The following is a 13,114-nucleotide window of genomic DNA, read 5'->3' on the forward strand; positions in this document are numbered from 1 at the left end:
AGCCAACACGATGAGTAAGAGTGCAGCGCAGCAGAAAACTAACGAGAATAGTGAATACAGCATTCTCGACAGCATCATCGCCGAAACCCGCCTGACGCCGGACGACGAAGCCTACGACATCGCCAAACGCGGCGTGTCAGCCTTCATCGAAGAGCTGCTCAAGCCGCAGAACAACGGTGAGCCGGTCAAGAAAGCCATGGTTGACCGCATGATCGCCGAGATTGATGCCAAACTCAGCCGTCAGATGGACGAAATCCTCCACCACCCGGACTTCCAGTCCCTGGAGTCGTCGTGGCGTGGTTTGCAGTTGCTGGTCGATCGGACCAACTTCCGTGAAAACATCAAGATCGAAATCCTCAACGTCTCCAAAGAAGACCTGCTGGACGATTTCGACGATTCGCCGGAAGTGATGCAGTCTGGCCTGTACAAGCACATCTATACCACTGAATACGGCCAGTTCGGTGGTCAGCCGGTTGGCGCGATCATCGCCAACTACTTTATGTCCCCAAGTTCGCCGGACGTGAAGCTGATGCAGTACGTGTCCAGTGTTGCCTGCATGTCTCACGCGCCGTTCATTGCTGCGGCCGGCCCGAAGTTCTTCGGCCTGGAAAGCTTCACCGGTCTGCCGGACCTGAAGGATCTGAAAGACCACTTCGAAGGCCCGCAATTCGCCAAGTGGCAGAGCTTCCGCCAGTCGGAAGATTCCCGTTACGTTGGCCTGACCGTGCCGCGTTTCCTGCTGCGCAACCCGTACGACCCGGAAGAAAATCCGGTCAAATCGTTCGTCTACAAAGAAACCGTCGCCAACAGCCACGAGCATTACCTGTGGGGCAATACCGCCTTCGCATTTGGTACCAAGTTGACCGACAGTTTCGCCAAATTCCGCTGGTGCCCGAACATCATCGGCCCGCAGAGCGGTGGTGCGGTTGAAGACCTGCCGTTGCACCACTTCGAAAGCATGGGCGAAATCGAAACCAAGATTCCTACCGAGGTGTTGGTTAGCGACCGTCGCGAATACGAATTGGCCGAAGAAGGCTTCATCTCCCTGACCATGCGTAAAGGCTCCGACAACGCGGCGTTCTTCTCCGCGAGCTCGGTGCAGAAGCCGAAGTTCTTCGGCATCAGCGCAGAAGGCAAGGCAGCAGAGCTGAACTACAAGCTCGGCACCCAACTGCCGTACATGATGATCGTCAACCGTCTGGCTCACTACTTGAAAGTGCTGCAGCGCGAGCAACTCGGTTCGTGGAAAGAACGCACCGACCTCGAGCTGGAACTCAACAAGTGGATCCGCCAGTACGTGGCCGACCAGGAAAACCCGAGCGCCGAAGTGCGTGGCCGTCGTCCACTGCGCGCTGCCCAGATCATCGTCAGCGATGTTGAAGGCGAGCCTGGCTGGTATCGCGTCAGCCTGAACGTGCGCCCGCACTTCAAGTACATGGGTGCCGATTTCACCTTGTCGCTGGTTGGCAAGTTGGACAAAGAGTAAGCGGGGCTAACTCATGACTGGATACGGCAGCCTTTTCGAACGCCTGGGTGGCTACGCGGACAAACGCGTCGGCTGGAGCCGTGAGGTCTCCGCCATGGCGTCCGTGGCTTCCCATCTGGCGAAAATGCTCAGCACCCGTGCGGGCAGCGTGCAAACGCTGTCCGATTATGGGCTACCCGATCTCAATGACATGCGTCTGAGCCTGCATGATTCCCTGAGTCAGGCCCGTCTGGCCATCGAAAACTTCATCGAGGCCTACGAGCCACGCCTGAGCAATGTGCGTGTGATCTCCCTGCCGCGTGATCACGATCAGCTTCGCCTGTCCTTCAATATTGACGGCCTGCTGGAAGTGGATGGTTTCAAGCGCCAGGTCAGTTTCGTCGCGTGCCTGGATGGTAGCGGTCAAGTCAAGGTCAGCTAATGAGACTCGTAGGCACCGACGTCCAAACAGACAGGACGCCAATAATCATGAACACGGTTGAAGCGCAGGGCTACCTGGACGGTTTGTTCATGAGCTCGAATACCAGGCAGGTACCCCGTGTCCTTTAACCACTACTACCAAAGCGAGCTCACAGCACTTCGTCAGTTAGGTCGTCGCTTCTCCGAGCGTAGCCCCGCGTTGGCGCCTTTCCTCGGGCAGGCCGGGCGGGATCCGGACGTGGAGCGGTTGCTGGAGGGTTTTGCCTTCCTCACCGGACGTCTGCGCCAGAAACTCGATGACGAATTACCAGAGCTCAGCCATTCGCTGATGCAACTGCTGTGGCCCAACTACATGCGACCACTGCCGTCGTTCAGCATTTTGCAGTTTGATCCGTTGAAACGCTCTGGTCCGGCATTGAGGGTCGAGCGCGATACACCAGTGGAAAGCGTTCCGATTGATGACGTGCGTTGCCGCTTCCGCACCTGCTATCCAACTGAAGTCCTGCCGTTGGACCTAACTGCGCTGAACTACTCGGTGAAGGGCGACGGTTCGCTGTTAAGCCTACGTCTGGAAATGACCGCCGACGGTCACCTCGGTGAGCTGAAATTGAGCCGCTTACGTCTGCACTTTGCTGGCGAGCGCTACATCAGCCAGATGCTGTACCTGAGCCTACTGCGTAACCTGGACGGCATTGAGCTGATTCCGCTGGACGGCGCTGGCGACCCCATTAATGGCGTCAACGGCATGCCAATGGTGTTCAAGATGCCTGGTGACCGTGTGCAGCCGGTGGGTTTTGCTGAAGAGGAAGCGTTGATCCCATACCCACTCAACACCTTCCGTGGCTACCGTTACTTGCAGGAATATTTCGCCTTTCAGGACAAATTCCTTTTCGTCGATATTAAGGGCCTGGACTTACTCCAGGCTTTGGCGGCAGACATCCTCAAGCAGATGCGCGGTCTGGAGTTGCGTTTCGACATTCGTAAAAGTGGGGTCCTGCGCATGCGGCCGACCCTGGACAACGTGAAGCTTCACTGTACGCCCATCGTTAATCTGTTCACGCATGATGCACTGCCGATCCGACTCGACGGCAAGCAAGACGAATACCTGCTGCTGCCAGCCGATTACGATCTGGAAAACTGCGGTGTATTTTCCGTGGAAACCGTCACCGGCTGGAAGCCCGGCGGCCTTGGTTATCAGGAGTACGTGCCGTTCGAATCCTTCGAGCACGATCCGAGTTTCGACGTACCCACCAGTCGCCCTCACTACAGTATTCGCCAGCGTTCTTCCTCGCTGCACGACGGCCTCGATACTTACCTGAGCTTCGGCATTCGCCACACCGAAGCCCAGGAAACCCTGTCGATCGAGCTGATTTGCACCAACCAGAACCTGCCGCGCAAGCTCAAGCTCGGCGACATCAGCCTGGCCTGCGAAGAGACGCCAGAGTTCCTGAGTTTTCGCAACATCACCCCCGCCACGTCGAGCTTCGCGCCGCCACTGAATCGTGACTTCCTGTGGAAGCTAATCAGCAACATGTCGCTGAACTATCTGTCGCTGGCCGATGTGAACGCGTTGAAGGTGATTCTCGAAACCTATGACCTGCCGCGCTACTACGACCAACACGCTGAGAAAGTCAGCAAACGCCTGCTCGACGGACTCAAGTCAATCAAACATCAACACGTCGATCGATTGCACCGAGGGTTGCCAGTTCGCGGGCTGCGCACCGAGCTGACCATGGACCCGCAAGGGTATATCGGTGAGGGCGACCTGTTCGTTTTCGCTTCGGTTCTTAACGAGTTTTTCGCGCTTTACGCCAGTCTCAATTCCTACCACGAACTGCGGGTAAAAAGCACACAGGGAGAGGTGTACCAATGGACACCACGTATGGGCCTGCAACCGCTTCTTTAAGCAGACTGACCCGAGGCATACGCGAATATTCGCTGTTTCAGGCAGTGCTGTTAGTCGTTGACCGACTACGTGAAGCACACCCTCACCTCAGCCAAGACGATTTGTACGACCAACTGGAATTTCAGGCCAACCCCAGTCTGGGGTTCCCGGGCAGTGACGTTGATCGCGTTGAGTTCTTTCATGAGCACGGGCAGATGTGCGCGCGCCTGCGCTTCAACCTGATTGGCCTGGTGGGCTCCGGGTCGCCTCTGCCGGCGTTTTATGGCGAGCAGGCACTGGGCGATAGCGAAGACGGCAACCCGACCCGTAACTTCCTTGACCTGTTTCACCATCGCCTGCAACGGCTAATGCTGCCGATCTGGCGCAAGTACCGCTACCGCGCAAGCTTCCAGAGTGGTGCCCTAGACCCGTTCTCCGCACAGCTTTTTGCCCTGATTGGCCTGGGCGGCGAAGAGATTCGCAAGGCCCAGGAACTGAACTGGAAGCGCCTGCTGCCGTACCTCGGCCTGCTCAGCTTGCGGGCGCACTCGGCGGCGCTGATCGAAGCGGTGCTGCGTTACTACTTCAAACACGCCGAGCTGACCATCGAGCAGTGCATCGAGCGCCATGTGGACATCCTCGACGAACAGCGTAATCGCCTGGGGCGAGCCAACTCTGTGCTTGGTGAAGACGTGGTGTTGGGGGAGACCGTGCGCGATCGCAGCGGCAAGTTTCGGATTCACATCCGCGAACTTGACTGGCAGCGCTTTCACGAGTTTCTGCCAATCGGTTTCGGCTACCAGCCGCTGTGTGCACTGGTGCGGTTCACCCTGCGTGACCCGCTCGATTACGACATTCGCCTGATGCTGCGCCACGAAGAAATTCGCGAACTGCGTATTGGCGAGCAAAACGCTTGTCGCCTGGGATGGGCCAGTTGGCTCGGCCGCGAAAAAGCGGACGGTGTGGTGACTCTGGGCAGCAAAACTCATTAAGGACAGATGACAAATGATTAACGTAGACCTGCAACAACTCATCCAGGCGCTGGATGCCGAAACCCGTCGTGACCTGGAAAGTTCCGCCGAACGCTGTGTGGCGCGTGGCGGCAGCAGGATCCTGGTCGAGGACCTGCTGCTGGGTTTGCTGGAGCGTCCGCAAGGCTTGCTTGCCCGTGCGCTGCTGGATGCTGAAGTAGACTCTGGTGAACTCAGTGCAACACTGCAATCACGGGCCGAGCACAGCGCTTCGCGCAATCCGGTGTTCGCTCCGGAACTGGTGCAGTGGCTGCAAGATGCCTTGCTGGTTGCCAACCTTGAACTGGGCCAGACCCAGGTCGAACAGGCTGCATTGATTCTCGCGTTGCTGCGTAACCCAATGCGCTACGCCGGCAGTCGCTACCAGCCGATGCTGGCCAAATTGAATGTCGAACGTCTGAAAGAATTCGCTTTGTCCCAGAAAGATCCGTCGGACTCCGGTAAACCGGCTGTGTCGGGTGAGTTTCTGCTGCAACGTTTTACCCACAACCTGACCCAGCAGGCCCGCGACGGCAAACTCGACCCGGTGTTGTGCCGCGACGGCGCCATCCGGCAGATGGTTGACATCCTTGCTCGACGCCGTAAGAACAACCCGATTGTTGTTGGCGAAGCTGGCGTCGGTAAAACCGCCATCGTCGAAGGCCTGGCCTCGCGTATTGCTGCTGGTGAAGTGCCGCAAGCGTTGAAAGGCGTCGAATTGCTGTCTCTGGACATGGGCCTGTTGCAGGCCGGCGCCAGCGTCAAAGGTGAATTCGAACGTCGCCTAAAAGGTGTGATTGATGAAGTCAAAGCGTCGCCGAGGCCAATCATCCTGTTCATCGACGAAGCCCATACCCTGACCGGCGCGGGCGGAAATGCCGGTGGCTCTGACGCCGCCAACCTGCTTAAGCCAGCGTTGGCTCGAGGAGAGTTACGCACCATCGCGGCGACTACCTGGGCTGAGTATAAAAAACACTTCGAGAAAGACCCGGCGCTGGCCCGTCGATTCCAACCGGTGCAATTGCACGAGCCAACCGTCAGCGAGGCGGTGACCATTCTGCGTGGCCTGGCTCAGGTCTACGAGAAGAGCCATGGCATCTACCTGCGCGATGACGCGGTGGTCGCCGCTGCTGAGTTATCTGCTCGTTACCTGGCGGGTCGTCAACTGCCAGATAAAGCTGTCGACGTACTGGACACCGCCTGTGCCCGTTTGCGCATCAGCCTCGCAGCCGCTCCAGAAGGCCTGGAGCGGCTGCGCGGCGAACTGGCAGAGGGTGGCCGTCAACGTCAGGCCCTGCGCCGCGATGCCGAAGCGGGTTTGCTGATCGATCACGAAGCGCTCGATACGCTGGAAGCGCGCCTGGAAGCAGCAGAGTCCGAAACGGTCGCGCTGGAAGCCTTCTGGACCGAACAGAAAGCACTTGCTGAGCATCTGCTAGAACTGCGCCAGCAACTGGCCAAGGCTCGTGAAGCCGTCTTAGGAACCGTAATCGAAACCCTGCCGGTAGGCGAAGCGCAAAGCGTCGAAACGCTGGAAGCCGCGCTCAACGAAACTCACAAAGCGCTGACCGAGCTGCAAGTCAAAGAGAAATTGGTGAGCTTCGAGGTCTGCCCGCGTCTTGTGGCTGAGGTGATCAGCGCCTGGACCGGTGTACCGCTGGCGCAGCTGGCTCGTGAGCACAATGCCAAGGTTGCCAGCTTCGCTGCTGACCTGCGTACCCGCATTCGTGGTCAGGAACAAGCCGTTCACACGCTTGATCGCTCAATGCGCGCTACCGCCGCCGGCCTGAACAAGCCCGATGCACCCGTGGGTGTGTTCCTGCTGGTTGGCCCAAGTGGCGTCGGCAAGACCGAAACTGCATTGGCCCTCGCTGATTTGTTGTACGGCGGTGATCGTTTCATCACCACCATCAACATGTCCGAATTCCAGGAGAAACATACCGTTTCGCGCCTGATCGGTGCGCCGCCAGGCTACGTCGGTTATGGCGAGGGCGGCATGCTCACCGAAGCCGTACGACAGAAACCGTATTCCGTCGTGCTGCTCGATGAGGTCGAGAAGGCCGACCCGGACGTGCTTAATCTGTTTTACCAAATTTTTGACAAGGGAGTAGCTAACGACGGCGAAGGGCGCGAGATTGATTTTCGCAACACGCTGATTCTGATGACCTCTAACTTGGGTAGCGACCACATCAGCGAACTCTGCGAAAACGGCGCACGGCCATCGGCTGAAATTCTCGAAGAAACCATTCGCCCGGTGCTGAGCAAGCACTTTAAACCCGCACTGTTGGCGCGGATGCGTGTGGTGCCTTACTACCCGGTCGGTGGGTCGGTGCTACGCGAGCTGATCGAAATCAAACTCGATCGTCTGGGCGAGCGCCTGAACCGTCGTCAGCTCGACTTCACTTACTCACAGGACCTTGTCGATCACCTGGCCGAACGCTGCACCCAAAGCGACAGCGGCGCACGCCTGATCGACCATTTGCTGGACCTGCACGTGCTGCCGTTGGTGGCTGACCGTTTGCTGGACGCGATGGCCACCGGCGAAAGCCTCAAGCGCGTTCACGCAACGCTTGATGGCAACGCCAGCGTGATTTGCGAGTTTGCCTGAGGCGGGTGTGATGTTCAGTCAGGTATCGCGACCACTGCTCTATGCCGAAGCCTTACTTGCGCAGTTCGCCAGCCTGTCGCGAGCGACGGATGGAACTGCGCTGCTGGGTGACTTCGTACGCGGTCTGACTGAGCTCAGCGGTTGTGAGTTGGTACAGCTGTACCTTCTGGACGCTACCCATACCTGCCTCGGGATGAATGCGGAGTGCCTCAATGGAAACCTGCAACCTCGTGAAACGGCTAGCTTGCCAGCGGACTACAACGGTGAGCAACTGCTGCAATTTGCTCTGTGCCAGAACCGCGTATTGTTCATTAGTGAATTGAGCGGCAGCCTGCACGAGACCAGTTTTCTGCCGAGCCAGGCAAGGCCGTGGCAGTCACTGATGTGCGTGCCGCTGGTCAATCAGCAGAAATCTGTGGAAGGGTTATTGCTGTGTGCCAGCCATCAGCATATCGAACTGCAAGGCTTCGCCGATTCGTTTGGCCGACTTGGCTCATTCGTGCTGGGCCATTTGCATTTGCTGCAACGTTTACGGCGGCCAAGTGGTGGCGTATCGCCGGCACCGATCTCCACCCCGAGCGCCAGCGGTTATGGCCTGACGGGTAAAAGCGCAGCCATGCGTCAGGTCTATTCGCTGATCAGCAAAGTCTTGCACAGCCCCTACACCGTGCTGCTGTGTGGTGAAACTGGTACTGGTAAAGAGGTGGTAGCCCGGGCTATCCACGAGTCCGGACCGCGTCGTTCCCAGGCGTTTATTGTGCAGAACTGCGCGGCGGTCCCGGAAAACTTGCTCGAAAGCGAGCTATTCGGTTACCGCAAAGGTGCCTTCACGGGCGCCGACCGTGACCGAACAGGGCTGTTCGATGCAGCCAACGGCGGGACCTTGTTGCTTGATGAAATCGGTGACATGCCATTGTCGCTGCAAGCCAAGTTGTTGCGAGTTCTGCAAGAGGGTGAGGTTCGTCCGCTGGGCTCCAACGACACCCACAAGATTGACGTGCGCATCATCGCCGCGACACATCAGGATTTATTGGCGCTGGTCAGCCAAGGGAAGTTTCGCGAGGATTTGTACTACCGTCTCGCGCAGTTCCCTATTGAGCTACCGGCCCTGCGCCAACGCGAAGACGACATTCTCGATTTGGCACGACACTTCGCCAACAAGGCCTGTACGTTTTTGCAGCGTGATGAGGTGAGTTGGTCCAACGAAGTGCTGGATCTTTTGGCCCGTTACGCGTTCCCCGGCAACGTGCGTGAACTCAAGGGTTTGGTCGAGCGTGCGGTGCTGCTCTGCGAAGGCGATGAGTTGCTGGTGGAGCACTTCTCCCTGCGTATGGACGCCATACCTGAACTCGAAAACCTGAACTTGCGCGAACGGCTGGAGCAAATTGAGCGCAACTTGCTGATCGATTGCCTGCGTAAGAACGACGGTAATCAGACCCTCTCCGCTCGCGAACTCGGCCTGCCACGGCGCACATTCCTCTACCGCCTAGGGCGCCTGAACATCAATGTGGGAAATGTCGATGTGTAAGCCAAACACGCTTGACTTCAATCCGTCCGCCTTTAACAGCCTCAACCGTAAGGGCTGGTGCTTTGTGCCGCCCCTGGAGACCCTCTGGATGTCTATTCGTCACTGGCAAGTCGTCCTTCTGACAGCTGTCGTTCTATGTGGCCTCGGTGGCTGCAGCGGCAATTACAAATACAACGACAACACCTATCGCCCATTGGGCGATCCGCAGGCGGTCAATCGCGGCAAGTGACCGCAAGGAGCATCACCATGGAACTGGTTTTCGAAATGCTGAACACCAAGCAGTTCGTACCATCAGAGCTGTGCCAGAAGACCTTCAAGCAGGCCGGCGGCGTGATTGGGCGGGGCGAGGATTGCGATTGGATCATTCCGGATCGCAAGCGCCACCTATCCAACCATCACGCGTTGATCAGCTACCGCGAAGGCACGTTTTACCTGACCGATACCAGCAGCAACGGAATCCAAAGCAGTGCCAGCGGCGCACGTTTGCACAAGGGCGATACGGTACGTATCGAGCACGGCAGCGTATACGTGCTGGGTGATTTCGAGATCCGTGCACGGTTAGTTCATGCCCTGGCGACTTCCGAAGTGGAGGTCGGTCGTCCGCAAGCCGCAGGCACTATCATTCCTGATGATGCGTTCCTCGAACTAGACCCGCTGAATGCTCTAGACCAGCAGGAACGTGTGTATTCAGAAATCGACGAGCTGATCTCGCCACGCGCGGCGCCGCAAGACATCCGTCAGCGAGCCGACTTTGCGCGCATCGACATGGAAAGCTTGATGGTGCCAGAGCTGATCGGTGCCCCGGCCGAACCAGCGCCCGCCCCGGAGCCGATAGCGGTCGAGCGCCAGAGCGAAGGCTTCTGGGAGCACTTTGGTGCGGCGCTGGGCGTTGACATAATAGGCCTCAATCACGATGCCCGCGAAGCCCTGGCACTGAACGCTGCGCGCCTGCTTAAGCAAAGTGTTGGCGGTTTGCAGCAGAGCCTGCGCACCCGCAGCGAGCTGAAAAACGAATTGCGGCTTGCACAGACTACCGTGCAAGGATCTCAAAAAAACCCTTTGAAGTTCGCCGTTGATGCCGGTGAAGCACTGGGCATTCTATTGCAGCCGAACAAGCCGGGGCAGTTACAGCCTGAACAGGCTATATCTCGTGCGTTTCGCGATTTACAGGCGCATCAGGTGGCTTTGCTGTCGGCCAGCCGCGCCGCCGTTCGCAGCACCTTGGAACACTTCTCACCGCAACAGCTGATCCTGCGTTTCGAGCGCGACAACAAACTGTTGCTCACCACCTCCGGCAGTCGCTGGAGGGCTTACGGTCGCTATCACCAGGCCCTGCGTCAGGACGATGATTGGAGCGAGCGCTTGCTGGCCCGTGACTTCGCCCGGGCCTACGAAGAACAGATCCGACTGATTTCTACCCTTCACATCGACCACCAAGGATGATGCGCATGTCTCGCCGCTCGACTGTTTTCTTTAAGACCCTGACTGCGCTGACCACCTTGGCACTGTTGGCCGGTTGCTCGACGCTATCGCCGTATTCCCACGTCACCAAACTCAACCTGAAGCTGACGGCCAGCGATCAGTTGAACCCGGACCTCAACGGTCGTCCGTCGCCTATTGTTGTACGCCTGTTTGAACTCAAGCACCCGGTAGCGTTCGAGAACGCGGATTTCTTCAGCCTGTACGAGCGCGCCAAGGAATCCCTGGCTCCGGACATGGTTTCGACCGAGGAACTGGAGCTGCGTCCGGGCGAAACCATCGAACTCAAGCTTAGCGTCGAGGAGGGTAGCCGCTACGTCGGTGTACTCGCCGCCTACCGTGACCTGCCGGATACCAAATGGCGTTACACCCTGCAAGTCGCCCCGGTGGAAGTCACCGACGCCGATCTGACGCTCGACCAGAGCGGCATTCGCAATACCCATGAATTGCTAGTCAAGGCGGCTGACTGACCATGAACTCCCATAAAGTCATTTGGCAGGAAGGCATGTTGCTGCGTCCGCAGCACTTCCAGCACAACGATCGCTACTACGACCATCAGATGAAGACCCGCACCCAATTGTTGGGTAGCTACATCTGGGGCTTCCTCAACCTGGACATCGATTTGCAGTTCCTCAACATGGGCAAATTGGTGATCAGCCAGGCATCGGGGATTCTGCCGGACGGTAGCCTGTTCGAACTGGGTGGTAATACTGAGCCGCTGGCCCTAGATGTGCCGCCAAACACTGGTAATACGCCGATCTATCTGGCGCTGCCGTTGGTCACCGGCAACCACATCGAAGCCCGTCGGCCGGAGCAGTCCGACGTGCTGGCACGCTATACCGCGTACGAAGCGGAAGTCGCCGACTCCAACGCTGGTGACGACTCCGTCAGCCAGGTCAGTTGCGCCCGCCCGGACTTCAAGCTCTTGCTCGGTGAGCAGCAGAACGATCAGGCGTACGTGAAACTGAAAATCTGCGAAGTACTCGATACCACGCCAGACGGTGTAATCAGTCTCGATCCGGAATTCGTACCCACCTACATCCAGGCACACGCCTCCAGCTACCTGCTGTCGTGCCTCAAAGAGGTGATCAGCATGCTCGGTAATCGGGGCGACGCCATTGCTGACCGGATCCGTTCCAACGGCAAGGTGGGGGGCGCGGAAGTCGGTGACTTTATGATGTTGCAACTGATCAATCGCACCGAATTGTTACTGCGTCACTATCTCAACCTGGAGCAGGTTCCCCCCGAAGAGCTGTACCGCACGCTGCTGACCATGCTCGGCGATCTGGCGACCTTCTCCAGTGACAGCAAGCGTCCGCGTTTGGACAGCCGTTATCAGCACAGTGATCAGGGAGCAAGCTTTCGTAAATTGATGGACGCGATCCGTCAGGTATTGTCGATGGTGCTGGAACAGCACGCCATTGAGTTAGAGCTGCAAGCGCGTCAATACGGGATCATCGTGTCACCGTTGCACGACCACAAACTGCTGGGCTCGGCCTCGTTCGTGCTGGCGGCGAGTGCTAACTGCGATTCCGAAGAATTGCGCCACCGCTTGCCGGCGCACCTCAAAGTCGGCCCAGTGGAGCGTATCCGTCAACTGGTCAACCTGCACTTGCCAGGTATCAAGGTCAAACCGTTGCCGGTGGCCCCGCGGCAGATCGCGTTCCACTCCAACAAAACCTATTTCATTCTCGAACCCAACTCTGAAGACCTGACGCAACTCGAACGCTCCGGCGGTTTCGCGTTCCACGTGTCCGGCGAATTCGTCGAGCTTGAGCTGAAATTCTGGGCCATCAGGAACTGACCGACATGATCAAGGATATGGAATACAGCAAGGACGATAAAACCGTCCTGCTCGACCGTCAGGGGCACGGGCCGGCGTCGAGTCCGTTGACGGACTTCGCGGCACCGCCACGTTTCGAGCAATTGGAAGAGCGCATGATCTACGCTGCGCGCTTGCGCCCGGCCGAGGCGTTCAATATTAGTCTGAACTCGCTGGTGGCTGCTGCCTCCGACCTGTTGTCGGAAGTGGTTCGCCTCAAGCACAGCGACACCCGCGAAGACATGCTTGCGCTCAACGAACGACTGAGCGCCGCGCTGAAATTGTTCGAAGTCAGCGCCTTACACAATGGCGCTGAAAGCAGTCAGGTGATGGCCGCCCGTTACGTGCTCTGCACCGTGGCTGACGAAGCTGTCGTGACCACGCCGTGGGGTAACGAAAGCGTGTGGTCGAAAATGAGCCTGCTCAGTAGCTTCCATAACGAAACCTTCGGCGGTGAGAAATTTTTCCAGTTGCTTGATCGGCTGTCGAAAAATCCGGTCAAGCACCTGCCGATGCTGGAGTTGATGTACCTGTGCCTGTCTTTGGGCTTCGAGGGCAAGTACCGCGTACAGGCCCGCGGTATGCTCGAACTCGACGGCATCCGCGACGCCTTATATCGCCAGATCCGTCAGTTGCGCGGTGATGTACCACGCGAGTTCTCGCCGCATTGGGAAGGCCTGAGCGATCAGCGCCGCAGCCTGGTACGTATCGTGCCGGCGTCGATGGTGGTGCTGTTCACCTTTGTTTGCCTGGTGGTGTTGTATTCGGGCTTCGCCTGGGTACTGAGCGAACAACGCGATACCGTTCTGCAGCCTTATCAGTCGTTTGATCCGGCAGCGGCCCAGCCGCAGTCGCAGCCGTAAACAGGGACGCGTG

At 58.0% G+C, this 13,114-nt stretch carries 11 protein-coding genes; all 11 read left to right on the forward strand.

Features of this window, described 5'->3' with window-relative positions:
- Positions 1 to 10: 10 nt before the first annotated feature.
- The 11 genes from tssC to icmH all read left to right on the forward strand — a co-directional run bounded on the left by tssC (position 11) and on the right by icmH (position 13,101).
- Positions 11 to 1,486 carry a type VI secretion system contractile sheath large subunit gene (gene tssC / locus ACZZ0Q_RS10590; RefSeq protein ID WP_463539046.1) on the forward strand — a complete coding sequence of 492 codons (1,476 nt, stop codon included), beginning with the start codon at positions 11 to 13 and terminating at the stop codon, positions 1,484 to 1,486.
- A gap of 13 nt (positions 1,487 to 1,499) precedes the next feature.
- A complete protein-coding gene (gene tssE / locus ACZZ0Q_RS10595) occupies positions 1,500 to 1,907 on the forward strand; it encodes a type VI secretion system baseplate subunit TssE (RefSeq protein WP_463539045.1) in 408 nt (135 codons plus the stop codon).
- A gap of 117 nt (positions 1,908 to 2,024) precedes the next feature.
- Positions 2,025 to 3,812, forward strand: a complete 1,788-nt coding sequence (gene tssF / locus ACZZ0Q_RS10600; RefSeq protein ID WP_463539044.1) for a type VI secretion system baseplate subunit TssF — start codon at positions 2,025 to 2,027, stop codon at positions 3,810 to 3,812.
- The gene (gene tssG, locus ACZZ0Q_RS10605) at positions 3,776 to 4,783 is read left to right on the forward strand and encodes a type VI secretion system baseplate subunit TssG (protein ID WP_463539043.1); all 1,008 of its coding nucleotides are present in this window, start codon (positions 3,776 to 3,778) and stop codon (positions 4,781 to 4,783) included. The genes tssF and tssG overlap by 37 nt, the downstream gene beginning before the upstream one ends.
- A 13-nt stretch (positions 4,784 to 4,796) precedes the next feature.
- The gene (gene tssH, locus ACZZ0Q_RS10610; protein WP_463539042.1) at positions 4,797 to 7,409 is read left to right on the forward strand and encodes a type VI secretion system ATPase TssH; all 2,613 of its coding nucleotides are present in this window, start codon (positions 4,797 to 4,799) and stop codon (positions 7,407 to 7,409) included.
- A 10-nt stretch (positions 7,410 to 7,419) separates the two neighbouring features.
- A complete protein-coding gene (locus ACZZ0Q_RS10615; RefSeq protein ID WP_463539041.1) occupies positions 7,420 to 8,937 on the forward strand; it encodes a sigma-54 interaction domain-containing protein in 1,518 nt (505 codons plus the stop codon).
- A gap of 88 nt (positions 8,938 to 9,025) precedes the next feature.
- On the forward strand, positions 9,026 to 9,166 hold the full coding sequence (locus ACZZ0Q_RS10620; RefSeq protein WP_463542191.1) for a type VI secretion protein: 141 nt from the start codon (positions 9,026 to 9,028) through the stop codon (positions 9,164 to 9,166).
- Positions 9,167 to 9,183: 17 nt separating this feature from the next.
- Positions 9,184 to 10,380 carry a type VI secretion system-associated FHA domain protein TagH gene (tagH, locus tag ACZZ0Q_RS10625; protein WP_463560549.1) on the forward strand — a complete coding sequence of 399 codons (1,197 nt, stop codon included), beginning with the start codon at positions 9,184 to 9,186 and terminating at the stop codon, positions 10,378 to 10,380.
- 5 nt (positions 10,381 to 10,385) lie between these two features.
- Positions 10,386 to 10,886: a type VI secretion system lipoprotein TssJ gene (gene tssJ / locus ACZZ0Q_RS10630; RefSeq protein WP_463539040.1), complete on the forward strand. Its 501-nt coding sequence runs from the start codon at positions 10,386 to 10,388 to the stop codon at positions 10,884 to 10,886.
- Between the two features lie 2 nt (positions 10,887 to 10,888).
- On the forward strand, positions 10,889 to 12,220 hold the full coding sequence (gene tssK, locus ACZZ0Q_RS10635) for a type VI secretion system baseplate subunit TssK (protein WP_463539039.1): 1,332 nt from the start codon (positions 10,889 to 10,891) through the stop codon (positions 12,218 to 12,220).
- Positions 12,221 to 12,225: 5 nt separating this feature from the next.
- On the forward strand, positions 12,226 to 13,101 hold the full coding sequence (icmH, locus tag ACZZ0Q_RS10640) for a type IVB secretion system protein IcmH/DotU (RefSeq protein ID WP_463539038.1): 876 nt from the start codon (positions 12,226 to 12,228) through the stop codon (positions 13,099 to 13,101).
- The last annotated feature ends 13 nt before the right edge of the window (positions 13,102 to 13,114 follow it).

The organism is Pseudomonas sp. AC070, assembly GCF_979258635.1.